General features: G+C 73.2%; 22 protein-coding genes. 12 read left to right on the top strand and 10 right to left on the bottom strand.

Annotation, left to right across the window (positions count from 1 at the left end; all coding sequences use genetic code 11):
- Positions 1–94: 94 nt before the first annotated feature.
- The 5 genes from cseC to IE177_RS20940 all read right to left on the bottom strand — a co-directional run bounded on the left by cseC (position 95) and on the right by IE177_RS20940 (position 4,545).
- Positions 95–1,450 carry a two-component system sensor histidine kinase CseC gene (gene cseC / locus IE177_RS20960; protein WP_190016903.1) on the bottom strand — a complete coding sequence of 452 codons (1,356 nt, stop codon included), beginning with the start codon at positions 1,448–1,450 and terminating at the stop codon, positions 95–97.
- A 13-nt stretch (positions 1,451–1,463) separates the two neighbouring features.
- The gene (gene cseB, locus IE177_RS20955; RefSeq protein WP_190016902.1) at positions 1,464–2,168 is read right to left on the bottom strand and encodes a two-component system response regulator CseB; all 705 of its coding nucleotides are present in this window, start codon (positions 2,166–2,168) and stop codon (positions 1,464–1,466) included.
- A 53-nt stretch (positions 2,169–2,221) separates the two neighbouring features.
- The gene (locus tag IE177_RS20950; RefSeq protein WP_190016901.1) at positions 2,222–2,872 is read right to left on the bottom strand and encodes a hypothetical protein; all 651 of its coding nucleotides are present in this window, start codon (positions 2,870–2,872) and stop codon (positions 2,222–2,224) included.
- The gene (locus tag IE177_RS20945; protein ID WP_190016900.1) at positions 2,860–3,399 is read right to left on the bottom strand and encodes a SigE family RNA polymerase sigma factor; all 540 of its coding nucleotides are present in this window, start codon (positions 3,397–3,399) and stop codon (positions 2,860–2,862) included. The genes IE177_RS20950 and IE177_RS20945 overlap by 13 nt, the downstream gene beginning before the upstream one ends.
- 270 nt (positions 3,400–3,669) lie before the next feature.
- The gene (locus IE177_RS20940; RefSeq protein WP_190016899.1) at positions 3,670–4,545 is read right to left on the bottom strand and encodes an HhH-GPD family protein; all 876 of its coding nucleotides are present in this window, start codon (positions 4,543–4,545) and stop codon (positions 3,670–3,672) included.
- 180 nt (positions 4,546–4,725) lie between these two features.
- Here IE177_RS20940 and IE177_RS20935 point away from each other — a divergent pair, with 180 nt between their 5' ends.
- On the top strand, positions 4,726–5,553 hold the full coding sequence (locus tag IE177_RS20935) for a hypothetical protein (protein ID WP_190016898.1): 828 nt from the start codon (positions 4,726–4,728) through the stop codon (positions 5,551–5,553).
- Between the two features lie 103 nt (positions 5,554–5,656).
- On the opposite strand, the gene disA is transcribed toward IE177_RS20935, so the two are convergent.
- Positions 5,657–6,781: a DNA integrity scanning diadenylate cyclase DisA gene (disA, locus tag IE177_RS20930; protein WP_190016897.1), complete on the bottom strand. Its 1,125-nt coding sequence runs from the start codon at positions 6,779–6,781 to the stop codon at positions 5,657–5,659.
- A gap of 80 nt (positions 6,782–6,861) precedes the next feature.
- On the bottom strand, positions 6,862–8,271 hold the full coding sequence (radA, locus tag IE177_RS20925) for a DNA repair protein RadA (RefSeq protein ID WP_190016896.1): 1,410 nt from the start codon (positions 8,269–8,271) through the stop codon (positions 6,862–6,864).
- A 221-nt stretch (positions 8,272–8,492) separates the two neighbouring features.
- Here radA and IE177_RS20920 point away from each other — a divergent pair, with 221 nt between their 5' ends.
- Positions 8,493–10,172 carry a BACON domain-containing protein gene (locus IE177_RS20920; protein ID WP_373305134.1) on the top strand — a complete coding sequence of 560 codons (1,680 nt, stop codon included), beginning with the start codon at positions 8,493–8,495 and terminating at the stop codon, positions 10,170–10,172.
- A 468-nt stretch (positions 10,173–10,640) separates the two neighbouring features.
- Here IE177_RS20920 and IE177_RS20915 read toward each other — a convergent pair whose 3' ends face one another.
- Positions 10,641–11,495 carry a DUF3109 family protein gene (locus IE177_RS20915; RefSeq protein WP_190016894.1) on the bottom strand — a complete coding sequence of 285 codons (855 nt, stop codon included), beginning with the start codon at positions 11,493–11,495 and terminating at the stop codon, positions 10,641–10,643.
- A 71-nt stretch (positions 11,496–11,566) separates the two neighbouring features.
- Between IE177_RS20915 and IE177_RS20910 the strand changes: the two genes are divergently transcribed.
- The 4 genes from IE177_RS20910 to ilvD all read left to right on the top strand — a co-directional run bounded on the left by IE177_RS20910 (position 11,567) and on the right by ilvD (position 16,100).
- Entirely contained in the window at positions 11,567–12,499 is a 933-nt protein-coding gene (locus tag IE177_RS20910) for a Ppx/GppA family phosphatase (protein ID WP_190016893.1), read from the top strand.
- 207 nt (positions 12,500–12,706) lie between these two features.
- The gene (locus tag IE177_RS20905; protein ID WP_229816189.1) at positions 12,707–13,519 is read left to right on the top strand and encodes a sugar phosphate isomerase/epimerase family protein; all 813 of its coding nucleotides are present in this window, start codon (positions 12,707–12,709) and stop codon (positions 13,517–13,519) included.
- Positions 13,516–14,121 (top strand): TetR/AcrR family transcriptional regulator, encoded by a 606-nt coding sequence (locus IE177_RS20900; protein WP_190016892.1) that lies wholly within the window; start codon positions 13,516–13,518, stop codon positions 14,119–14,121. Before IE177_RS20905 ends, IE177_RS20900 begins: the two co-directional genes overlap by 4 nt.
- A gap of 125 nt (positions 14,122–14,246) precedes the next feature.
- A complete protein-coding gene (gene ilvD, locus IE177_RS20895) occupies positions 14,247–16,100 on the top strand; it encodes a dihydroxy-acid dehydratase (RefSeq protein ID WP_190016891.1) in 1,854 nt (617 codons plus the stop codon).
- A gap of 51 nt (positions 16,101–16,151) precedes the next feature.
- Here the strand turns inward: ilvD and IE177_RS20890 are convergent, their stop codons facing one another.
- Entirely contained in the window at positions 16,152–18,245 is a 2,094-nt protein-coding gene (locus IE177_RS20890) for a serine/threonine-protein kinase (RefSeq protein WP_190016890.1), read from the bottom strand.
- A gap of 179 nt (positions 18,246–18,424) precedes the next feature.
- Here IE177_RS20890 and IE177_RS20885 point away from each other — a divergent pair, with 179 nt between their 5' ends.
- From IE177_RS20885 to proC, 6 genes are all read left to right on the top strand, one after another.
- Positions 18,425–18,754, top strand: coding sequence for an SH3 domain-containing protein (locus IE177_RS20885; RefSeq protein WP_190016889.1), 330 nt, complete (start codon positions 18,425–18,427; stop codon positions 18,752–18,754).
- Between the two features lie 61 nt (positions 18,755–18,815).
- Positions 18,816–19,325: an EamA/RhaT family transporter gene (locus IE177_RS20880; protein ID WP_190016888.1), complete on the top strand. Its 510-nt coding sequence runs from the start codon at positions 18,816–18,818 to the stop codon at positions 19,323–19,325.
- A gap of 192 nt (positions 19,326–19,517) precedes the next feature.
- A complete protein-coding gene (locus IE177_RS20875; RefSeq protein ID WP_190016887.1) occupies positions 19,518–20,312 on the top strand; it encodes a class I SAM-dependent methyltransferase in 795 nt (264 codons plus the stop codon).
- A 104-nt stretch (positions 20,313–20,416) separates the two neighbouring features.
- Positions 20,417–21,238, top strand: a complete 822-nt coding sequence (locus IE177_RS20870) for an ABC transporter ATP-binding protein (protein WP_190016886.1) — start codon at positions 20,417–20,419, stop codon at positions 21,236–21,238.
- Complete coding sequence (locus IE177_RS20865; RefSeq protein WP_190016885.1) at positions 21,235–22,017, top strand: ABC transporter permease; 783 nt, start codon at positions 21,235–21,237, stop codon at positions 22,015–22,017. Before IE177_RS20870 ends, IE177_RS20865 begins: the two co-directional genes overlap by 4 nt.
- Positions 22,018–22,100: 83 nt before the next feature.
- Positions 22,101–22,913 carry a pyrroline-5-carboxylate reductase gene (proC, locus tag IE177_RS20860; protein ID WP_190016884.1) on the top strand — a complete coding sequence of 271 codons (813 nt, stop codon included), beginning with the start codon at positions 22,101–22,103 and terminating at the stop codon, positions 22,911–22,913.
- A 71-nt stretch (positions 22,914–22,984) separates the two neighbouring features.
- Here proC and trpS read toward each other — a convergent pair whose 3' ends face one another.
- The gene (gene trpS / locus IE177_RS20855) at positions 22,985–24,013 is read right to left on the bottom strand and encodes a tryptophan--tRNA ligase (RefSeq protein ID WP_190017110.1); all 1,029 of its coding nucleotides are present in this window, start codon (positions 24,011–24,013) and stop codon (positions 22,985–22,987) included.
- Between the last annotated feature and the right edge of the window lie 539 nt (positions 24,014–24,552).

The following is a 24,552-nucleotide window of genomic DNA, read 5'->3' as shown; positions in this document are numbered from 1 at the left end:
TTCCGGGTCCGTCCAGTGGCTGTCCTCCCGGTCCGCCCCGTGGCCGCCCCCGGCCGGTTCGCGGCCGGCCGGGCGGGCGCCGGGCCTGCGCGGGTCAGCGTCCGTTCCCCTGCCGCGGCAGCGTCGGGTAGCTCCCGGTGCTGGTCGGCGCGTGCTCCGGCAGCCACAGCACGGCCACCGCGCCCTCCGCCGGGACGCCGACGGGGGTTCCGGCGGGCTGCACGTTGCGGAACGTGAGCCGGGCGCCCAGGACCCGGGCCTGGCCGGCCGCGATGGTCAGCCCCAGCCCGTGCCCCTGACCGGCGCGGTCCTTACTCCCGGTGCGGAAGCGGCTCGGCCCCTCGGCGAGCAGTTCCGCCGGGAAGCCGGGCCCGTGGTCGCGCACACGGATGACCCGGCCCTCGACGGTCACCTCGATCGGTGGCCGGCCGTGCCGGGCCGCGTTGGCCAGCAGGTTGAACAGGACCCGCTCCAGGCGCCGGGGGTCGGTGGTGACCTCCGACTCGTGGACCACCCGCACGGTGATGTCCGGGTCCTTCGCGGCGACCCGGCGGGCGACGAACTCGCCCAGCATGATGTCCTGCAGCTCGGCCCGCTCCGAGGCCCCGTCGAGACGGGCCACCTCCAGCACGTCCTCGACGAGGGTGCGCATGGCCTTGGCCCGGTCCAGCACGAGTTCGGTCGGGCGGCCGGGCGGCAGGAGCTCGGCGGCCGTCAGCAGACCCGTCACCGGGGTGCGCAGCTCGTGCGCGATGTCGGCGGTGACCCGCCGCTCGGCCTCCAGCCGCTGCTTCAGCGCGTCCGCCATGGCGTCCACCGCGAGCGCGAGATCGTCGGTCTCGTCCCGTACGACCCCGCCGATGGCCTCCCGCACCCGGACCTCGGTCTCGCCCTTGGCGACCCGGCCCGCGGCGGCGGCCGCCTTGCGCAGCCGCCGGGACAGCTGCCCGCCGATCAGCACGCCGAGCGCGCTGCTGCCGAGCACGACCGCGACGGAGCCGATGACCAGCGCCTGGTCGAGGTCCTTCATCACGTCGGTGGAACGATCCGGCATGTTGCTGTGCAGGGACAGCACGTGCCCGTCCTTCGCCGGCACGGCCGCCCAGATGTCAGGTCCTTCGCCGTGGTCGCTGACGTCGCTCGCCCTGCGGCCCTGTTCGACCTTCTCGCGCAGCGTGGCCGGCAGCTCGGGGTCGTCGACCTTGATGTTGGGGAAGTTCGGCCGCCGGTTCAGCTCGTAGTTGCGCTGCGCTATCTGGACGCGCTGGTTGGCCAGGTCGCGTGCGTTGTCGAGCATCGAGACCCGGGCCGCGTTGTGCACGACCAGGCTCAGCACGATCGCCACCAGCCCGGAAACCGCCGCGATCGCCGCGCTGAGCTTCCATCTGAGCCCGGTGTGCAGGCCCGCGCGCTCCATGCGCCGGACCGGGTACCGGAGGATCCCCCGCATGCCGTCGCCCCGTTCAGGCCTTGAGCTTGTAACCGAAGCCGCGGACCGTCTCGATCCGGTCCTGGCCGATCTTCTGCCGCAGCCGCTGCACGTGCACGTCGACGACCCGGGTGTCCCCGCCCCAGCCGTAGTCCCACACCCGTTCCAGCAGCTTGTCACGGGAGAGCACGGTGCCCGGCGCGGAGGAGAACTCCAGCAGCAGCCGCATCTCGGTCGGGGTGAGCGCGACCGGCTGCCCGGCCCGGCGCACCTCCATGCCCTCGGTGTCGATCTCCAGGTCCCCGAAGGCCAGCACCCCGCCGGTCACCGCGTCCGCGGCGGCCTCGGCCTGCGCGCTGCCGCCCGCGTGTCCGAAGCGCCGCAGCACCGCCCGGATCCGCGCGACCAGCACGGCGCCGTCGAACGGCTTGGTCACGTAGTCGTCGGCGCCCGCCTCCAGGCCGAGGACGACGTCGATGGAGTCGGCACGGGCCGACAGCATGATCACCGGCACCGTCGACTCGTCCCGGATGCGGCGGCACAGGCTGACCCCGTCCAGACCGGGGACCATGACGTCCAGCAGGGCGATGTCGGGACGGTCCGCCCGGAACGCCTCCAGGCCCGACAGCCCGTCGGGCATGGCCGTGACCGCGAAGCCGTCCCGCTCCAGCGCGAGCTGGGTGGCCTCGCGGATGACGTCGTCGTCCTCGACGAACAGGACATGGGTCTGGTCTGCCATCCCGGTGCTCTCAGTCCTCGTTGTGTAGGTGTGCGGTGGGGGGAGGGGAGGGGTCAGCCGTCCGGCACGGGCGTCGCGTCGCCGCCGCTTCTGCTGTAGTACGTGTCGTGCCTGTTCCACTCGGTGAACCGGCCCGCCTTCCACCTGTACGTGATCACAGTCTCCCGGGACGGGTTGAACACCTGATCGTCCGTGTCGTACACCTGCTTGGTCACCGTCAGGTCGGTACCGTCGATCTCCGAGAAGACCGGAGAGTCCTCCGCCTTGAACACGTTCTCGTACGTGCCCCCGACGTCCCGGTACACGTACGTGCCGACGCCCACCCAGTCACTGCAGGCCGACACGTTGATCAGGACGTCGCTGACGGATCCGCCGGTCAGATCGCCGTAGGTGACCTCGATCGGGTAGTCGTCGCCGCTGCACGGCTTCAGCTCCCGCTTCACGGTCGAGGAGACCGTCGGGTCCTTCTTGATCAGCGAGACCGCGTCGACCTGCCGATTGCCGGTCGTCGGGCTCGGGCTGGGCGAGGCGATGGCGCCCGCCCCCGCAGACGCGTGGGCCGGGCCCTCGTCCCGGGCCCCCGTCCCGCCCGTGCCGCACGCGGCGACGAAAAGGGCGATGGCGGCGAACGCGACCCCCACCGCGATCACCGCCTGCGTGCTCCCTCGGATCCCCTCGGACCCGGCCTCTGTCAGGCCGCGCAACGCTCCCGCTCCTCACGCTCCAGCGCGCGTGCGTCCAGATCGCGGACCTCCAGCTCCTCACGGAGCCGGGCGAGCGCCCGGTGCAGCGTGCTCTTGACCGTACCGGCCGACATGCCGAGGGCGGCGGCCGTCTCCTCTGTGGACATCTGCTCCCAGTGTCGCAGCACCACGACACTGCGCTGCTTCGGAGCGAGGACTTTCATGATGTCCATCAGCAGGGCCCGGTCGGCGTGCTGCTCGGTGGAGTCCTCCACACAGGCGTCCGGCAGCTGCTCGGTCGGAACCTCCTCCAGCTTGCGCGCCCGCCACCACTCGGTACGGGTGTTGATCATGACGCGGCGCAGGTAGGCGTCGGCGAGCCGCTTGTCGGCGATGCCCTCCCAGCGGCCGTACGTCCGCACGAGCGCGGTCTGCAGCAGGTCCTGGGCGTCGACGGGGTCCGGGACCAGCCGGCGGGCGCTGCGCAGCAGCGCGTCCTGCCGGGTGCGCACGTACTCCTCGAACCCGAGCACCTCACCCTGCGTCATGATCAACCGCCTCCGCTCCCCGTTGCCCCGGTGCACTCCCGGAGTCCTGCTGTCCCTTGCCCCGTGGTCTGCCGGGCACGGGGAAGAAACTACGGAGCGGTTGTCACGGGGCTGTGCGGACCAGCCTGCGGCCATCAATCGGCTGTCCGTCGGTTGTGTAACGGAAGTAGGAACGGGGTAAAGGGACTTGCCTCTATGTCCCTTTTCGTGGCGGATTGCCGAGCCGTAGGGCCTGCAACGGACCTCCGGTGACTGTGACTTGGCTGTACGTCAGCCCAGCGGCAGCCGGTACAGACCGCCCGCCAGCGGCTCCACCAGGCCGTCGGTGACGAGCCCGTCGAGCGCGCGGGCGCGCTGCACCGGCTCGTGCCACACCCGGTCCAGCACCGTCTGCGGGACCGGCGCGTGCGCCTCCCGCAGCACGGCGAGCAGCTTGCCGCGCACCTGCCGGTCGGTCCCGGCGTACGTCTGCCCGCGGCGCGGCGGACCCGCGTGCTCCGGCTTGCCCGCGAGCCGCCAGGCGCACTGCGCGGCGATCGGGCACCGCGCGCAGTCCTCGTTCTTCGCCGTGCACACCAGCGCGCCCAGCTCCATGGAGGCGGCGGCCCAGCGGGCGGCGGTGCGCTCCTCCTCCGGCAGCAGCTCGCGGGCCAGGCGCCGCTCGGCGGCCGTGGTCGCGTTCGGCGGGTACTGCACCCCGGTCACCGCCCGGGCGAGGACCCGGCGCACATTGGTGTCCAGCACCGGGTGCCGCTGCCCGTACGCGAACGAGGCCACGGCGGCGGCCGTGTACTCGCCGATCCCGGGCAGCGCGAGGAGCTGGGCGTGGTCCGTCGGCACGTCCCCGCCGTGCCGTTCCGTTATGGCGGCCGCGGCGCCGTGCAGCCGCAGGGCCCGGCGCGGGTAGCCGAGCCGGCCCCAGGCGCGCACCGCCTCGCCCGGAGCCTCCTTCGCGAGGTCGGCGGGGCGCGGCCAGCGGGCGAGCCACTGCTCGTAGACGGGCAGCACCCGGCTGACCGGGGTCTGCTGGAGCATGAACTCGCTGACCATCACACCCCACGGGCCCGCCTCCGGGCGGCGCCAGGGGAGGTCGCGGGCGTGGGCGTCGAACCAGGCGATCACGGGGGCGTGGAGCTTCTCAGTCATGGCGTTCCGATCCTGCCACGGGTCGGGGGGCCTCGTGCGTGACGGCGAGGTCACCTAGCGTGGCGACCGGCGAAGAGGCGTGCCGCTCACGGCAGTTACCGGAATGATGATCCGGAAAAGTTGTCGTTCGCGCGGCGGGTGACGCGAGCAAGCGTCACGATCTCTCGTACAGTTTGCGCCGTGGGATCTCTGCGCAATCCGGTCGGGCCGCTTCCCTCCTCCATCTACTGGCGTCGGAGGGCCGTACTGCTGTCCGTGCTCGCCCTGTTGGCGCTGGTGGTCACGTGGATCGTCACCGCCGGCGGCGGGGGCGGCAGACAGAACGCCGACGGGTCCAACGGCAAGAACCCCACGCACACCATCACGCCGGGGCCGACCCCGTCCGGGTCGGCGATCAGCCAGCACCCCGGCGGGCGCGACGAGTCGGGCGGCCAGGACACCGGCGGAAGCGGTTCCGCGGCCGGCGGCGACGGCAAGGGCTCGGACGGCGGCTCCACCGGGTCCGGTGGTTCGGGCGACGGCTCCGGTCCGGACTCCGGTGGTGGCGGCGTCGTCGGCAGCGGCGACGTCGGCATCGGCGACACGGTCCCCGCGTCCTCCGGCCTGCCCGAGTGCACGCCGGGCGCGGTGACGCTGAGCCTGCGCAGCAGGCACAACTCCTACTCGCCGGACCAGACGCCGACGTTCGAACTCACCGCGAAGAACACGTCGTCCACTGCCTGCAAGGTCGATCTGGGGCCCAAGAACGCGGTGTTGACGGTCACCCCGGCGGACGGCGACGACGCGTACTGGTCGTCGTCCGACTGCCCCAAGGGGGCGGGCAGCCTGGTGTTCGGGGTGGGCGCGGGCAAGAGCATCACGTACACGGTGACGTGGGACCGCAAGCCGAGTGCCGCCCAGTGCGCCACGCCCTCCAAGGGGGCGGCGAAGACGGGCACGTACCTGCTGGAGGCGAAGGCCCCCGGCTTCGGCAAGCTCCGCGCGTCGTTCGTGCTGGCGGCGGACTGAGTTCCGCCCTCCCACGGGGCGCGGTGCGCCGCGCGACGGGCCATGACGGACCCGCGGCCGTCCCACGGTCATCCGGGCCGGACGGCCCGCGGCCGGCGCGGTGTCAGACGTACCGCTCGAGGATCGAGGACTCCGCCAGCCGCGACAGGCCCTCGCGCACGCTCCTCGCCCGGGCCTCGCCGACCCCGTCCACCGTCTGCAGGTCGTCCACGCTCGCGGCTAGCAGCTTCTGCAGGCCGCCGAAGTGCTCCACCAGGCGGTCGATGATCGCGCCCGGCAGCCGCGGCACCTTCGCCAGCAGCCGGAAGCCCCGCGGGGACACCGCCGAGTCCAGGGTCTCGGGGGAACCGGTGTAGCCCAGCGCACGCGCCACCGTGCCCAGTTCCAGCAGCTCCGCGTGGCTCAGGGCGTCCAGCTCGGACAGCGCCTCGTCGACCGTGCGCGAGCGCTTGGCCGTCGGCTCGGGGACGTAGTCCCGGACGACCAGCTCGCGGTCGGGCTCGACACCGGCGATCAGCTCCTCCAGCTGGAGGGCGAGCAGCCGGCCGTCCGTGCCCAGTTCGACCACGTACTCGGCGATCTCGGTGGCGATGCGCCGGACCATCTCCAGTCGCTGGGCGACCGCCGACACGTCCCGGACCGTGACCAGGTCCTCGATCTCCAGCGCCGACAGCGTGCCCGCGACCTCGTCGAGGCGGAGCTTGTACCGCTCCAGGGTGGCCAGCGCCTGGTTCGCACGGGAGAGGATCGCCGCCGAGTCCTCCAGGACGCGGCGCTGGCCGTCCACGTACAGGGCGATCAGGCGCATCGACTGGGAGACCGAGACCACCGGGAAGCCGACCTGCTTGGAGACCCGGTCGGCGGTCCGGTGCCGGGTACCGGTCTCCTCGGTGGGGATGGTCGGGTCCGGGACCAGCTGGACGCCCGCGCGCAGGATCTTCGACAGGTCCGAGGACAGCACGATGCCGCCGTCCAGCTTGCACAGCTCCCGCAGCCGCGTCGCGGCGAACTCGACGTCCAGGACGAAGCCGCCCGTGCACATCGCCTCGACCGTCTTGTCCGAGCCGAGGACGATGAGCCCGCCGGTGTTGCCGCGCAGGACCCGCTCCAGGCCGTCACGCAGGGGCGTGCCGGGAGCCACGGCGCTCAGCGAGGCGCGCATCAGGCGATCGGAGCCGGCGCTCCCACCGGACTTTCCGGGAGCTGCTGCCCGGTCGTTGGCTGCCACTGCACTCCTCCGGTCGCAGGTTCTGTGGCGCTCCCGCGTCCGTGCTCTGTTCGCACGGACGGGCGAGACCAGGGCAAAGTCTACCGGCGGTCCTCGGCCTCCCGTGGGGCCTCTCGGCGACGGGAGCGCGGCAGCACCCGCAGCGCGTCCCCCATGTCGGCGACTTCCAGGACCTTCATGCCGGCCGGCACCTTGCCGGGGTCGGTCGGCACCAGCGCGTGCGTGAAGCCCAGCCGGTGCGCCTCGGCGAGCCTGCGCTGCACGCCCGTGACCCGTCTCACCTCGCCCGCCAGACCCACCTCGCCGATGGCCACCAGGTTCTTCGGCAGCGGGGTGTCACTGGCGGCGGAGGCGAGCGCGAGGGCGACGGCGAGGTCGGCGGCCGGCTCCGACAGCTTCACCCCGCCGACCGTCGCGGAGTAGATGTCCCGCTTGCCGAGCGCGCTGATCCGGCCGCGCTGCTCCAGCACCGCCAGCATCATCGACACCCGGGAGGTCTCCAGGCCCGAGGTGGTCCGGCGCGGGGAGGGGATCTGCGAGTCGACGGTCAGCGCCTGCACCTCGGCCACCAGCGGGCGGCGGCCCTCCAGGGTGACGGTCAGGCAGGTGCCCGGGACCGGCTCGGCACGCCGGGTGAGGAAGAGGCCGCTGGGGTCGGCGAGGCCCGTGATGCCCTCGTCGTGCAGCTCGAAGCAGCCGACCTCGTCCGTGGCGCCGTAGCGGTTCTTCACGCCACGCACCAGGCGCAGGCGGGCGTGCCGGTCGCCCTCGAAGTGCAGGACCACGTCCACCAGGTGCTCGAGGAGGCGCGGCCCGGCGATGGCGCCGTCCTTCGTGACGTGGCCCACCAGCAGTGTGGACATGCCGCGCTCCTTGGAGGCGCGGATGAGGGCGCCCGCGACCTCCCGGACCTGGGCCATTCCGCCGGGCGCCCCCTCGATCTCGGGGGACGCCACCGTCTGCACCGAGTCGAGGATCAGCAGGGACGGCTTGACCTCGTCCAAGTGACCGAGCACCGCGGACAGGTCGGTCTCGGCGGCCAGGTAGAGGTGATCGTCGAGGGCGCCGATGCGGTCGGCGCGCAGCCGCACCTGGCTCGCCGACTCCTCACCGGTGACGTAGAGGGTGCGGTGCTCGGAGCTCGCCGACTTGGCGGCCACGTCCAGCAGGAGGGTGGACTTGCCGACGCCGGGCTCGCCGGCGAGCAGCACCACGGCGCCCGGCACGAGGCCGCCGCCGAGCACCCGGTCCAGCTCCGGCACACCGCTCGAGCGGGCGGTGGCCTGCCGCCCGTCGACCTGGCCGATGGGCAGCGCGGAGCTGGTCACGCGGCCCGGCGCCGTCGTACGCACGGCGGGCGCGCCGTACTCCTCGACCGTGCCCCAGGCCTGGCACTCGGGACAGCGGCCGAGCCACTTGGCCGTCTGCCAGCCGCACTCGGTGCAGCGGTAGGACGGGCGGTCCTTGGTGGTCTTGGTACGGGCAGCCATACGGAAACCGTAGCCGGGCGCACTGACAACGGGGCCGGGGGCCGTGCGCGGCCGGCCCGGAACCGGCCACCGCCCCCACCGGTCACGCTTCGGAACGAAGCGTTCCTGGCCCGTACGAGGGATCGTTTCACCCGTTATGACGGATCGTTTCACCCATACGGATTAAATGTGCTCAAGGTTCCGGAACGGGCACTCCGCCGCCGCCTACGGTCGCACGGGTGATGAGCAGCAGTCCGGAGACGACGACCCGCACCACCGGCGCCCACCGGGCGCACCGCGAGGCGCGGGACCGTGCCGCCGCGCGCGCCGTCGCCCGGCGGCCGCCGGCGAGCTACGAGCCCTACGTGGACGGTCTGTTCACCTACTGCCTGTCGGTGCTGTGCGACCACGACGCGGCCACCGCCGCCCTCGGCGACGTCCTCGCCCTGGCGGAGCGGCGCGGGCACCGCGTTCCGGAGACCGGCGACCGCAGGGCCTGGCTGTACGCGCTGACCCGCTGGGCGTGCCTGCGCAAGCTCGCCGAGGCCAAGCAGAAACGTCAGGCCACCCACGCGGCGGGCCGTACGGCGGCCGGGACGGCGACCCCCGACACCTCCGTCGCCCCGGAGGTCCAGGAACAGCGGCGCCGCGAACTCGCGCTGCTGGCCTGGCCGGAGGCGGCCGGCACCAGCCCCGAGCAGCGCGAGGCCCTCGAACTCGCCGTCCGCCACCGCCTCGCCCCGCACGAGGTCGCCGCCGTCCTCGGCATGGAGCCCGCCACCGCGCGCGAGCTGCTCGCCACGGCCGCCTGCGAGGTCGAGCGCACCCGCGCCGCCCTCGCCGTCGTGGAGACCGGGGGCTGCCCGAGCGTCGCCCACCTCACCGGGGACAGCCGGCTGGTCCTGAGCACCACGCTGCGCCGCGAGCTGGTCCGGCACGTCGACGACTGCCCGCGCTGCCGCCGCACCGCCGAGCGCGCCGCCCCCGGCCGCTGGCCCGGTGCCACGGTCACCCCGGCCGAGCTGCCCGTCCTGGAGGCCCCCCGGACGGTCCTCCACGCGGCGCTCGCGCACCATCCACGCGCGCGGGGCGCGGCCGTGCCCCGCTTCGACCGGCGCGGCTTCCCGATGGACCCCAAGGACCGCGCCGCCCGCCGGGACCGGCTGCGCGCGCGTGCCGTCACCACGACCGTCGTCGCCACGGTCGTCGCGGCGCCCGTGCTCGCCCTGTGGGCCGCCTACCGGGGCGCTTCGACGGGGGAGGACGACGGCCGCTCGGCCACCGCGCGCGAGGCACAGGGCCCCGACGCCCTCGGCGGCGACACGGCGGGCGGCTACGAGAACGCGGGCAACGCCCGCCTGAAACCCGGCATCCGCCCCGGCAAGAACGGCAGGCCGGACGTCTCGGTCGAGGTCGTGAGCGTCAACGGCACCGGTGAGAAGGGCGCCGCACAGCTCGCGGTCAGCGCGTCCGGCGACGGCGACACCACTTCGATCACCCTCACCGCCTCCGGTGACTCCCCGGTCCGCTGGTCCGCGTCCACCTCGGCGGGCTGGCTCTACCTCAGCCGGTCCGCCGGAACCCTCCGCCCCGGCGAAACGGCGACGATCAAGGTGTACGTCGACCATCTGCGCGAGCCCTCCGGTCACTGGCGCGCACAGGTGGCGCTCTCCCCGGCCGGCTCGGTGGTCACCATCGACGGCTACGGCACCGCACCGAGCCGCCCCACACCCCGCCCGTCGGCCCCCGCCCCCGACCCGACCCCGTCCGGCACGCCCCCCACCACCCCGCCCGCCAGCCAGTCACCCCCCGCACCGGACCCCTCCTCCCCCTCCCCCGACCCGACCCCGACCGACTCCACGCCACCGTCCCCGTCCACACCGGACGACCCCACACCGGACCCGTCCACTTCCCAGCGGTGACCGTTCCGGAAGGGGGACGGAAAGACAGGCGAGGACGGACCGGGCTGCCGGATGGGGTACCGGAGCTTCGGCGGGAGCGGAGCGAGAGCCGCCACCGGACACTGGCCCGCAGCGGCTCCGGCGGGGCTCATGGGAGGCGGAGGCGGCTGCCGGGCGGTGGTTGGCCGTGGTTCCGGCGGGGCTCATGGGTAGCGGAGGCGGCTGCCGGGCGGGGGATCACCGCACCCCCGTCGGGTTGGGGGGAAACGTGGGAGCGCGTTGGGCGGGGGATCACCGCAGCTCCGTCGGGCCCGTGGGAAACGTGGGAGCGCGTGGGCGGGGTGAGTCCGCCAGGCCGTGCGGCCGGGGCCGCGGGGGCGAACCCGCGGGGTGGCCTCTCAGCCGACCGAGACGGGTGGGCGGGTGGGAAGAGAACGGGCCCGCTGGACCCACGGCGCCGGACCGGCCAGGTCGAACGCCCCGCCGGCCCTACGGCGCCGGCGGCGGATCCGCGGGGTCCGCCGGATGCGGAGCGACCAGCGGCAGCCGCGACGCCAGTCGCTGCTCGCACAGCTCGACCAGACGGTCGTAGCCGGCCTTGCCCATCAGCTCGGTCAGCTCGGCCCGGTAGGAGACGTACACCGGCTCCCCCGCCCCGTGCGCAGAGGTCGCCGACGTGCACCACCAGTGCAGGTCGTGGCCGCCCGGACCCCAGCCCCGCCGGTCGTACTCACCGATGGACACCTGCAGCACGCGCGTGTCGTCGGGCCGGTCGATCCAGTCGTACGTCCGCCGGATCGGCAGCTGCCAGCACACGTCGGGCTTGGTCTCCAGCGGCTCCCGGCCCTCCCGCAGCGCGAGGATGTGCAGCGAGCAGCCCGCGCCGCCCGCGAACCCGGGCCGGTTCTGGAAGATGCAGGACCCCTGGAAGGGCCGCGTCTGCCGGGACCCCTCCTCGTCCTCGGAGACCCAGCCGTCGCGCGTGCCCTCGGCGTGGTGCTGCCAGATCTCCGGGGTGAGCCGTGCCACGTGCCCGGCGACCCGCTTCTCGTCGTCCTCGTCGGAGAAGTGGGCGCCCAGCGAGCAGCACCCGTCGTCCGCGCGGCCCGCCTGGATGCCCTGGCAGCCGCTGCCGAAGATGCAGTTCCAGCGAGAGGTCAGCCATGTCAGATCACAGCGGAAGACCTGCTCCTCGTCCGCGGGATCAGGGAACTCCACCCAGGCGCGGGCGAAGTCGAGCCCCTTCTCGTCGCTCACCTTCGACCGCTTGGGGGATTTGGCGCTCTTGCGAACCTTGTCCGCCTTTTCGGTTTTCCCGGAGTTCGCCTGCTTCGTCTTTGGCACCCATCCAGGGTAAGTGGCCGGAGCCCGATCCGGGGACCGGGAAGGGACGTTCTGGCAGTAGCGTTCCGTACATGAGACTCGGTGTCCTGGACGTGGGATCGAACACGGTGCATCTGCTGGTGGTGGACGCGCATCCCGGTGCGTGCCCGCTGCCCGCGCATTCGCACAAGGTCGAACTCCGGCTCGCCCAACTGCTCGACGACAGCGGCGCCATCGGCGACGACGGCATCGAGAAGCTGATCGCCGTCGTGCGGGACGCGCTCCAGGCGGCCGAGGACAAGGGCGTGGAGGACCTGCTGCCGTTCGCGACCTCGGCGGTGCGGGACGCCGTCAACGCCGACGACGTCCTCGCGCGCGTGGAGGCCGAGACCGGCGTACGGCTCCAGGTGGTCACCGGCGAGGAGGAGGCCCGGCTCACCTTCCTCGCGGTCCGCCGGTGGTTCGGCTGGTCCGCCGGGAAGCTGCTGGTTCTGGACATCGGCGGCGGATCCCTGGAGATCGCCTTCGGCATGGACGAGGAGCCGGACGCCGCCGTCTCCCTCCCGCTCGGCGCGGGCCGCCTCACCGCCGCCTGGCTGCCCGGGGACCCGCCGGACCCGGAGGACGTCCGGGCACTGCGCCGCCACGCCCGTGCGGAGATCGCCCGCACGGTCGGCGAGTTCAGCCGCTTCGGCACCCCCGACCACGTGGTCGCCACCTCCAAGACCTTCAAGCAGCTCGCCCGCATCGCCGGCGCCGCCCGCAGCGCCGAGGGCCTGTACGTCCAGCGCGAGCTCAAGCGCGAGTCCCTGGAGGCCTGGGTCCCGCGCCTGGCCGGCATGACCACGGAGCAGCGCGCCGAGCTCTCCGGGGTGTCCGACGGCCGGGCCGGCCAGCTGCTGGCCGGCGCCCTGGTGGCCGAGGGGGCGATGGACCTGTTCGGCGTGGAGAGCCTGGAGATATGCCCCTGGGCACTGCGCGAGGGCGTGATCCTGCGCCACCTCGACCACATGGACTCCGACTAGGCCCCAGAGGGTGTCTCGCGCCCGCCGTGAGACGCGCGGTGCCCGGGCACCCGGCCGGCGGCCCCGGCACCTGCCGCACCGCACCCGAACCGCGCACGACGCACCCCCGCGCCCGTGCCCGGTACCCGCCCCGGCCGCCCATGGCGAAGGTCACAACGGCCAACGGACACCCGTCGCCCGGGCCACCCCACCCCGTAAGGTGACGGAGTGGCTGAACCAAGGGACGTGCGCGTGGCGCTGTCGACCGCCTCCGTGTATCCGGAGTCGACGGCGACGGCCTTCGAGATCGCCGCGCGCCTCGGCTACGACGGCGTCGAGCTGATGGTGTGGACCGACCCGGTGAGCCAGGACGTCGACGCGCTGCGCCGCCTGTCGGACTACCACGGCGTCCCGATCCTGGCCGTCCACGCCCCCTGCCTGCTGATCACCCAGCGCGTCTGGTCCACCGACCCGTGGGTCAAGCTCCAGCGGGCCCAGGCGGCCGCCGAACGGCTGGGCGCCTCGACCGTCGTCGTCCACCCGCCGTTCCGCTGGCAGCGGCAGTACGGCCGGGACTTCGTCGACGGCATCTGGCGGATGGCGAACGAGACGGACGTGCGGTTCGCCGTCGAGAACATGTACCCGTGGCGCTACCGCGACCGCGAGATGCTCGCCTACGCCCCCGACTGGGACGTCACCCAGCACGACTACCGGCACTTCACGATCGACCTCAGCCACACGGCGACGGCCCGCACCGACGCCCTGGACATGATCGACCGCATGGGCGACCGCCTCGGCCACGTCCACCTCGCCGACGGCCGGGGCTCCGCCAAGGACGAGCACCTCGTGCCCGGCCGCGGCACCCAGCCCTGCGCCGAGGTGCTGGAGCGCCTCGCGCTCACCGGCTTCGACGGCCACGTCGTGATCGAGGTCAACACCCGGCGGGCGATGTCCAGCGCCGAGCGCGAGGCGGATCTCGCCGAGGCCCTGGAGTTCACCCGCAAGCACCTGGCCTCGGCCGCACGGGTACGGGGACGATGAGCGAGCCCACGGCGCGGCGGCGGGGCCGCCCCCCGCGCACCGAGTCCGCCGGCACCCGCGACCGCATCCTCGCCGCGGCCCGCGAGGAGTTCTCCGAGCGCGGGTACGAGAAGACGTCCGTACGCGGGATCGCCAAGGCCGCCGGCGTGGACTCCGCGCTCGTCCACCACTACTTCGGCACCAAGGAGCAGGTCTTCGAGGCGGCTGTCGAGGTCGCCTTCGCACCCGCGCTGAACGCCCCGAACACGCTGGCCGAGGGCCCGCTGGACGGGGTGGGGGAGCGGCTGACCCGCTTCGTCTTCGGCGTCTGGGAGAACCCCACGACCCGTACGCCCCTCCTGGCGATCCTGCGGTCCGCCGTGAACAACGAGACCGCCGCGGCGGTCTTCCGCCGCCTGGTCGCCGCCCAGCTGCTGCGCCGCATCGCCGCCCAGCTGGACCTTCCGGACGCGGAACTGCGCGCCGAGCTGGCGGCCGCCCAGGTGGTGGGCACGGCGATGATGCGCTACGTGATCAAGCTGGAGCCCCTGGCGTCCGTGGACCTGGAGCTGATCATCGCGCGTGTCGCGCCGGTCGTCCAGGGGCATCTGACGCGCCCCTGAACGGGACGGTCCGTGGAACACGCGTCCCGCATTCCGGACAACCATGTCCAGTCCTTGGAGCGGCGGCGTACGCTCGTAACGAGTCAGAACTCTCTGGCAGAAGGTCTTCGAAGGAGCGAGCGACGATGCCCGAGCTGAGGTCCCGCACAGTCACCCACGGCCGCAACATGGCGGGCGCCCGCGCCCTGATGCGCGCCTCCGGTGTACCGGGCGCGGACATCGGCCGGAAGCCGGTCATCGCCGTCGCGAACTCCTTCACCGAGTTCGTGCCGGGCCACACCCACCTCCAGCCGGTCGGCCGGATCGTCAGCGAGGCGATCACGGAGGCGGGCGGCATCCCGCGCGAGTTCAACACCATCGCCGTGGACGACGGCATCGCGATGGGCCACGGCGGCATGCTCTACTCGCTGCCCTCCCGCGAGCTGATCGCGGACTCCGTGGAGTACATGGTCGAGGCGCACTGCGCCGACGCCCTGGTGTGCATCTCCAACTGCGACAAGATCACCCCGGGCATGCTGATGGCCGCCCTGCGCCTGAACATCCCGGCCGTCTTCGTCTCCGGCGGTCCGATGGAGTCCGGCCGCGCCACGCTGGTCGACGGCACGGTCCGCACGCTCGACCTGGTCGACGCGATCTCCGACGCCGTCAACGACAAGATCTCCGACGAGGACATCCTCCGCATCGAGGAGAACGCCTGCCCGACCTGCGGCAGCTGTTCCGGCATGTTCACCGCCAACTCGATGAACTGCCTGACCGAGGCCATCGGCCTCTCCCTCCCCGGCAACGGCTCGGTCCTCGCCACCCACACCGCCCGCAGGCAGCTGTACGTCGACGCGGCCCGCACGGTCATGGACGTCACCCGCCGCTACTACGAGCAGGACGACGACACGGTCCTGCCGCGGGGCATCGCCACCATCCAGGCCTTCGAGAACGCCATGGCCCTGGACATCGCGATGGGCGGCTCCACCAACACGATCCTGCACCTGCTCGCCGCCGCCCAGGAGGCCGGCGTCCCCTTCGGCCTGGAGCAGATCGACGCCGTCTCCCGCCGCGTGCCCTGCCTCGCCAAGGTCGCGCCCAACGTCGCGAAGGACCGCACGTACTACATGGAGGACGTGCACCGCGCCGGCGGCATCCCCGCCCTGCTCGGCGAGCTGCACCGCGCGGGCCTGCTCAACGAGGACGTGCACGCGGTGCACAGCCCGTCCCTGGCGGACTGGCTGAAGACCTGGGACGTGCGCGGCGGCTCCCCGTCCCCCGAGGCCGTCGAACTGTGGCACGCGGCCCCCGGCTGCAAGCGCTCCGCGGAGGCCTTCTCCCAGTCCGAGCGCTGGGAGGCCCTGGACGACGACGGCGAGAACGGCTGCATCCGCTCCGCCGAGCACGCCTACTCCAAGGACGGCGGCCTCGCGGTCCTCAAGGGCAACCTGGCGGTCGACGGCTGCGTGGTGAAGACCGCCGGCGTCGACGAGTCGATCTGGACCTTCGAGGGCCCGGCCGTGGTCTGCGAGTCCCAGGAGGAGGCCGTCCAGCGGATCCTCACCCAGGAGGTCAAGGAGGGCGACGTCGTCGTCATCCGCTACGAGGGCCCCAAGGGCGGCCCGGGCATGCAGGAGATGCTGTACCCGACCTCGTACCTGAAGGGCCGCGGCCTCGGCAAGTCCTGCGCCCTGATCACCGACGGCCGCTTCTCCGGCGGCACGTCCGGCCTCTCCATCGGCCACGCCTCCCCGGAGGCGGCCTCCGGCGGCACCATCGCCCTGGTGCGGGACGGCGACCGCATCCGCATCGACATCCCGAACCGCACGATCGAGCTGCTGGTGGACGAGGCCGAGCTGGCCCGCCGCGACCAGGAACTCGACGGCGCGTACGCCCCGAAGGACCGCGACCGCAAGGTCTCCGCCGCCCTGCGCGCCTACGCGGCGATGGCGACCAGCGCGGACAAGGGCGCGGTGCGCGACGTCGGCAAGCTCGGCTGATCCGCCGCAGCGAAGGGGCCGCCTCCACCGGGAGGCGGCCCCTTCGCCGTCTCACCAGTGCGACGGCTCGCGCCCGTCCACGGCGAACACGGTGCCGTCGGGGGCGGTGGCGTAGAGCCGGCGGCCGGCCATGACCGGCGCGGGCGGCGCCCCCACCACCCCGGCCGGGCGGCCGCCGAGGCGGGCCCGGGTCTGCCCGACCAGCTTCCCCTTGCCCGCGTCCGCGGCGAGGAGCCGTCCGTCGGCCGAGCTGAAGTACACCCGCGTCCCGTCGGTGACCGGCGCGGAGCCCCGGCTCACACTGGTCTCCAGGCGCCACACCTGCCTGCCGGCGTCCATGTCCACCGCCACCAGGGAGCCCCCCGCGCCCAGCAGGTGGACGCGCTGCCCGCGCACCGTGGCCTGCGCGTCGTCGACCGCCACCGGGAGCCTCACCCGGCGGGTCTCCTTCGTCGCCGGCACGTAGCGGACGACCTCTTCGGCGGCCCCGTAGACGCTGTCGACGGAAAGGAAGAACAGCGCACCGTCCCCGGCGCCGAACAGGCGCAACGTTCCGCCCAGCCGGACGTCCCAGCGGGTCCGCCCGGTGCGCGGGTCCACCGCGGCCACCCGGGTGCCCGACCCGTCGCCGGACGTCCAGGTGGCGTAGGCCGCCCGGTCACCCGGGAACGACTGGAAGGCGGGGGCGCCCCGGCCGGGGAAGGAGCGGTGCCACTCGGTGCGGCCGGTCGCCGCGTCCACCCCGCTGACCGTCCCGTCCGCCCCCGTGAGCAGGGCCGTCCCGCCCGCGTACCGGACCGTCGTGCCCGCGGGCAGCCGCCGGTTCCAGACCTCGCGGCCCGAGCCGGGGTCGAGAGCCGTCAGCCGGGACCCGCCGCCGGTGCCGGGGTGGACGAGACCGGCCGACACGACCGGCGCGCTCGTGGCCGGCGCGGAGACGGAGTGGCGCCACAGCACGGTGCCGTCCGTCGGGGACATGGCGAACACCAGGCCCGGCTCGGCACAGAACAGTTTCTCCGCCCCGTACGAGCAGCGCGGCACCCCGCCGCCCTTGGCGGCCGGTTCCGCCGTCCAGGGATCGAACGCGGCCGGCACCGTCCGCGGACTCTCCTCCCGCGCCGCGTCCCGGCCGCCGAGCAGCTGGACCGAGGCCACGGCGCCGAGCACGGCCAGGCACAGCACCGAGGCACCCACGGCCGCCAGCCGCCGCCCCCGGCGCTTCACGGGCCGCCGTTCGGGCTGTGCGGCACCGGCCTCCGGCTCCCGTTCCTCCTGGCTCGTGCGCTGGGCCGGTATGAACGCCTGGGTGTCGTAGGAGGCGGCCACCGACCTCAGCTCGCGCATCAACTCGTCGGGCGTCGGCCGCTCTTCGGGCTCCTTGGCCAGGCAGCGCAGCACCAGCGGCGCCAGGCTCTCCGGCACCCCGGTCAGGTCCGGCTCGTCGTGCACCACCTGGTACGCGACGACATAGGGGCTGTCGGAGTCGAACGGCCCCCGCCCCGTGGCCGCGTGCACCAGCACCGACCCGAGGGCGAAGATGTCCGCCGCCGGCCCCACCTCCCGCGGCCGCCGGAACTGCTCGGGCGCCATGAACGGCGGCGTGCCGATCAACTTGCCGGTCTCGGTGCGCAGTTCGCTGTCCTTGGGCCGGGAGATGCCGAAGTCGATGACCTTCGGCCCGTCCTCGGCGAGCAGTACGTTGCTCGGCTTGAGGTCCCGGTGCACCACCCCCACCCGGTGGATGTCGCGCAGCGCCTCGGCCAGCCCGGCCATCAGCCGCCGCAACCGGGCGGGCTCCATGGGACCGTTCCGCTTCACCTGGTCGGAGAGCGTCGGTCCGGGAATGAACAGCGTGGCCATCCACGGCCGTTCCGCCTCCGGATCGGCGTCCACGACGGGCGCGGTGAAGGCGCCGCTCACCCTGCGGGCGGCGGCCACCTCCTGCCGGAACCGGCCCCGGAACTCGGGATCCCTGGCGAACTCCGCGTGTACGACCTTCACCGCGAGCTTCAGCCCCGAGGTGCTGCGGGCCAGGTGGACGACCCCCATGCCGCCGGACCCCAGACGGGACTCCAGACGGTAGTGACCGGCGTACTCCGGAAGTTCCGCTTCCGCATCCGTTCCGGTGCTGCGCTGTGGCGCCATGGACCGCCCCCCGTGCTCATCGTCGGCGCGCGACGCACGGAGCCTAGTCGATGACTCGTACGAGACGGAGGCGGCTTGCTAGCGTCTGCGTGCGAGTCGGGCACCGGTTCTTGGCCGCCCGTCTCCACTGGATCGAAGGAGCCCCGTGACGGTCACGGGGCAACGGGGGAGGCTCACTCATGTCTGTCGAGCACGTCGAAGAAGCCGGCGGGACCGGAACGCAGGAGTCCGCCGCGGCGGCCGTCACCACGGAGGCCCTGCGCTACTACTCGGTCGCCCCGGGCGTCCGCCTGAACGTCCGCAGCGGCCCCGGCACGGGGTACGCCCTCGTCCGTGTCCTGGCTGAGGGCGCCAAGGTCCACATCTACTGCCAGACGCCGGGCACCACGGTGACGGGCCCGTACGGCACCTCGAACATCTGGGACAACATCAGCAACGGCGAGTACGTCTCCGACGCCTACGTCCACACGGGCGCCGACGGCTACGTCGCCTCCCGCTGCATCCTCTGACGTCCGGCCCGCGCCCCACCCCAGCAGGGAGCCCGCGCCCGTCCGGAGCCATAATCGTCCCGTGAGCGACGAGACCGGCACCCCGGACACCCCGGCGGGCTCCCCGGGCGGCGGCCCCCGCCCCGAGCCCCTGCGCTTCTTCGGCACCTCCTGGGTGAACCACGACAACGGCTACGCGGCCCGCCGCGCCGGCGTCGCCGCAGGCTCCCTCGCCGCGGCCGCCGCCTCCTGCCTGGTCCTGCGCTTCGCCTACGAGGGCATCCGGATCGCCGACACCGGCTCCTTCGTGACCGTGCTGGTCATCGCCATGTTCGCGATCTGCAGCGCGCTCGCCTTCCGCAACACCTGGGAGGGCTTCGGCAAGCGGCACGACCCGCAGCGCCAGGCCTCCCTGCGCGGCCTGCTCGCCATCGGCTTCGTCGGCTCCCTCCTCGCCTACTTCTTCCGCTCCCTCACCGAGGCCCCGGGCGAGAGGCTGCACCGCGAGGAGTACGGGAAGGCCCGCGAGGACCACGAACGCCGCACCACCCGCCGCACGGGCAACCCGTCGAAGAGGAAGCGGCGCCGGTAGGCCGTGTCCGCGAAGCCGCGTCGTTCGCCCGCAGGACGGGCGTCGCGGCGCAGGCGCGACTTTGCGGACACGGCCGAGGCCCGTCCGGCAGGCCCTGGCGGCCACGGACACGGCACCCGCCGGCCACGGACACGGCACCCGCCGGCCACAACTCGCTGTCGCCGCGTACCGTTCCCCGGCCACCATGGCCGCATGACCACCACCCGGCCGCCCGCTGACCCGCAGCCCGCGCACGCCCTGCGCGCCCGCTCCTTCGACTCCGCCGCGGCCCAGTACGCCGCGAACCGCCCCGCCTACCCGCCCGCCCTCTTCGACGCCGTCGAGGAGGCGGCCGGCCGTCCGCTGTCCGGCGCCCGGGTCGTGGACGTCGGAGCCGGCACCGGCATCGCCACCGCCCTCCTGCACGCCCGGGGCGCCGATGTCCTCGCCGTGGAGCCCGGCGACGGCATGGCGGCCGAGTTCCGCCGCCGCCTGCCGCACATCCCGCTCGTCCGGGGCAGCGGCGACGCGCTCCCGGTCGCCGACGCCCGCGCCGACTTCCTCACCTATGCCCAGGCCTGGCACTGGACCGACCCGGCCCGCTCGGTGCCGGAGGCGCTGCGGGTGCTGCGGCCGGGCGGTGCGCTGGCGCTGTGGTGGAACACCGACGCCCTCGACGTCGACTGGATCGCCGAGGCCGCCGACCGCACCGGCCGCTTCCTCGGTGTGGACATCGCCGCCGAGAAGCGCAAGGCCGGTGAGCGCACGGACCGGGCCGACCCCAGCGGACGCCTGGACTTCACCCGCCGGCAGGTCCGCTGGAGCCGCCGCGTCCCGGTCGACACCCACCTCGCCAACATCGGCAGCCACTCCGCCTTCCTGGTCACCTCCGAGGAACGCAGGACCGCCTTCCTGGAGGAGGAGCGCACCCACGTGCTGAAGGTCTTCCCCGACGGCGTCGTCGAGGAGACGTACGACGTGCTCCTGCTCGTCGCCACCAAACCCTGACCCCGGCTCCCCGCCGGTGAGCGGCGGTCGGGCGGCGTCCCGGCCGCCGCTTCGGCATGCCCGGCCCCTTGACGTCGCCCATGCCCGGACACATTATTCATCACATGATGAATTCCGAGTCCGACCCACCGGTCCCCGGCCCCGCGGCCCCCGCCGTCCATGCCGTCCATGCCGTCCACGCCGAGGCCCTCACCGTCGTCCGCGGCCCCCGCACGGTCCTGCACGACCTCCGCTTCACCGTCCCCCGCGGCCAGATCACCGGCCTGCTCGGCCCCTCGGGCTGCGGGAAGTCGACGCTCATGCGCTCCGTGGTCGGCACCCAGGCCAAGGTCACCGGCACCCTGAACGTCCTCGGTCACCCGGCCGGCCACCCGGTCCTGCGCAGCCGCGTCGGCTACGTCACCCAGGCACCCTCCGTGTACGACGACCTGACCGTCCGCCAGAACCTCGACTACTTCGCCGCGATCCTCGACCCGGGACGCGCCGCCGCCCGGCGCCGGAGCGACCACGTCGCCCAGGCCATCGCCGACGTCGGCCTGACCAGCCACGCCGGCGCCCTCGCGGGCAATCTCTCCGGCGGCCAGCGCAGCCGCGTCTCCCTGGCCGTCGCCCTCCTGGGCGCTCCCGAACTCCTCGTCCTGGACGAACCGACCGTCGGCCTCGACCCCGTCCTGCGGCGCGACCTGTGGAACCTCTTCCACGACCTCGCCGCCACCCGCGGCACCACCCTCCTCGTCTCCTCCCACGTCATGGACGAGGCCGAGCGCTGCCACCGCCTCCTCCTCATGCGCGAGGGCGGGATCCTCGCCGACGACACCCCCGAAGCCCTGCGCGCACGCACCGGCACCGACACGGTCGAGGCCGCCTTCCTGCACCTCGTGGACCAGGCCGCCACGGCGGACCGCACCAAGGAGACCACCCGATGAGCACGACCACCCCCGCGCCCGGCCCCGCGCCCACCGGCACCTTCAGCGCCGCCCGCACCACCGCGACCGCCGCCCGGGTCCTGCGCCAGCTCCGCCACGACCCGCGCACCATCGCCCTGATGCTCCTCGTCCCGTGCCTGATGCTGGTCCTGCTGCGCTACGTCTTCGACGCCAGCCCCCGCACCTTCGACAACATCGGCGCATCCCTGCTCGGCGTCTTCCCGCTGATCACGATGTTCCTGGTCACCTCCATCGCCACCCTGCGCGAACGCACCTCCGGCACCCTGGAACGCCTCCTCGCCATGCCCCTCGGCAAAGCCGACCTCATCGCCGGCTACGCCCTCGCCTTCGGCGCCCTCGCCGTCGTCCAGTCGGTCCTCGCCACCGGCCTCGCACTGTGGCCGCTCGGCCTCGACGTCACCGGCTCCCCCTGGCTGCTCCTCCTCGTCGCCCTGCTCGACGCCCTGCTCGGCACGGCCCTCGGCCTGTTCGTCTCCGCGTTCGCCGCGTCGGAGTTCCAGGCCGTCCAGTTCATGCCCGCGGTGATCTTTCCCCAGCTCCTGCTCTGCGGCCTGTTCACCCCCCGCTCCGACATGCACCCCGTCCTGACGGCCGTCTCCGACGTCCTGCCCATGTCGTACGCCGTGGACGGCATGGACGAGGTGCTCCTCCACACCGACATGACCGCCACCTTCGTCCGCGACGTCGCGATCGTGGCCGGCTGCGCGCTGCTGGTCCTGGGGCTCGGCGCGGCGACCCTCAGGCGCCGCACCGAATAGGCACCCCCACACCCGGCCGCCGCCGTGTCCCGTCTGCCGGACAGCGACCCCCCGCCCCGCGGGGCCGGTGCGAGGATGAGCGCATGAGCCAGAAAGTCGCAGTCCTCGGCACCGGCAAGATCGGCGAAGCCCTGCTCAGCGGAATGATCCGGGCCGGCTGGGCACCCGCCGACCTCCTGGTCACCGCCCGCCGCGCCGAACGAGCCGAAGAGCTCCGCACCCGCTACGGAGTGACCCCGGTCGGCAACACCGAGGCCGCCAAGACCGCCGACACCCTGATCCTCACGGTCAAGCCGCAGGACATGGGCGCCCTCCTGGACGAGCTGGCCCCCCAGGTGCCCGCCGACCGCCTGGTCATCAGCGGAGCCGCCGGCATCCCCACCTCCTTCTTCGAGGAACGCCTGGCCGCGGGAACCCCGGTCGTCCGCGTCATGACCAACACCCCCGCCCTCGTCGACGAGGCCATGTCGGTCATCTCCCCCGGCAGCCACGCCACCGAGCGGCACCTCGCCCACGCCGAGGAGATCTTCGGCGCCGTCGGCAAGACCCTCCGCGTGCCCGAGGGCCAGCAGGACGCCTGCACCGCACTGTCCGGCTCCGGCCCGGCGTACTTCTTCTACCTGGTCGAGGCCATGACCGACGCCGGCATCCTGCTCGGTCTGCCCCGCGACAAGGCCCACGACCTCATCGTCCAGTCCGCGATCGGCGCCGCCGTGATGCTCCGCGACAGCGGCGAGCACCCCGTCAAGCTCCGGGAGAACGTCACCTCCCCGGCCGGTACGACGATCAACGCCATCCGCGAACTGGAGAACCACGGCGTACGGGCCGCCCTCATCGCCGCCCTCGAAGCCGCCCGCGACCGCAGCCGCGAACTGGCCTCCGGCAAGAAGGACTGAGGCGGGCCCACGGACCTCGCGGACCCGTCCCGGCACCGGGAGCGGCCGACGCCGCCCCGGTACCGGGCCTTCTAGCGGCCGGCCGCGACCGGCGCCGCCTCGGACACCGGCGGCAGCAGCCCGATCGCCCGGTAAGCGGCGTCGACGGTCGGCCGGGCCATCGCCCGTGCCCTCTCCGCACCGTCCCGCAGCACCCCGTCCACATGAGAGGGATCCGCGCACAGCTCACGGTGCCTTTCCTGCACGGGCCGGAGGACCTCGACCACCGCCTCCGCCGTGTCCTTCTTCAGGGCGCCGTACGACTGGTAGGCGCCGGCCAGGGCCGCCGGCTCGCCGCCCGTGCACGCCGCGAGGATGTCCAGCAGGTTCGCCACGCCCGGCCGTGTCTCCCGGTCGTACACGACCTCCCGCCCGCTGTCCGTCACCGCCCGCATGACCTTCTTGCGCACCACGTCGGGCTCGTCGAGCAGATAGACGATCCCGGGGCCCGAGTCCTCGGACTTCCCCATCTTCGACGTCGGGTCCTGCAGGTTCATCACCCGCGCCGCGACCTCCGGACCGGTCGCCTTCGGCACCACGAACGTGTGCCCGTACCGCTGGTTGAACCGGACCGCCAGGTCCCGCGCCAGTTCCACGTGCTGCACCTGGTCGTCCCCGACCGGCACCTCGTCCGTGCCGAAGGCCAGGATGTCCGCCGCCATCAGCACCGGATACGTCAGCAGCGACAGCCGCACGCTGCCGCCGCGCTCCCGTTCCCGCGCGGACTTCTCCTTGTACTGGATCATCCGCCGCATCTCACCGTCGGTCGCCACGCACTCCAGCAGGTACGACAGCCTCGTGTGCTCGTCGACGTGGCTCTGCAGGTACACGGTGCACACCTCCGGGTCGAGCCCGGCCGCCAGCAGCAGCGTCGCCCCCTGCCGGCTGAGCCTGCGCACCCGCGCCGGATCGTGGTCGACGGTCAGCGCGTGCAGGTCCACGATGCAGAACAACGAGTCGGCCCGGTACTGGTCCACATCGGCCCAGCGCCGCATGGCCCCCAGGTAGTTCCCCAGGGTCACGTGCCCGGTCGGCTTGATCCCGCTGAAGACCCGTGTCATCTCCACTCCACCTCCTGATCGGGACCGCCGCTCCTGCGGCCGGCCCCCGGAGTCCGGAGGAGATACGAGAACGGCCGCCGAAGCGGCGGCCGTTGAGTGCATACGTGAGTACGGCCGCCGTCAGGCGGCCCACCAGAGCTGGGTGCACGTACGCGTGTTCACGTGCTCCAGGGTAGCCCTCAGGGGGGCACTCGGGGCGTGAGTTGACACGCCCCGGGACGATCCGTAGTGTTCTCCGGGTTGTCCGACGTGAGCGCCGACTCCGGTCGGTCCCCGGACAGCCATTCCGCAAGTCCCACCAACGATCGACGCTCCGGTGTCGGCTGTTTCGGCGTGCGCATTTGCGAAATGAGGAATCCACGTTCGAAAGGACGCGGGCCCCGATTAGCTTCGGGGGCCGGGAATCCGCTAAAGTCTCACTCGTCGGAACGGCCCAGCGGCCGGGAAGACAAACCCCCCTGACTGGGAGTCAGACGCCGAGAGGATCTGATAGAGTCGGAACCGCCGGAAAGGGAAACGCGAAAGCGGGAACCTGGAAA

Source organism: Streptomyces lucensis JCM 4490 (genome assembly GCF_014650035.1).
GTDB lineage: Bacteria > Actinomycetota > Actinomycetes > Streptomycetales > Streptomycetaceae > Streptomyces > Streptomyces lucensis.
Note: the sequence above shows the minus strand (reverse complement) of the source record. Positions and strands in the feature narration are given on the sequence as shown.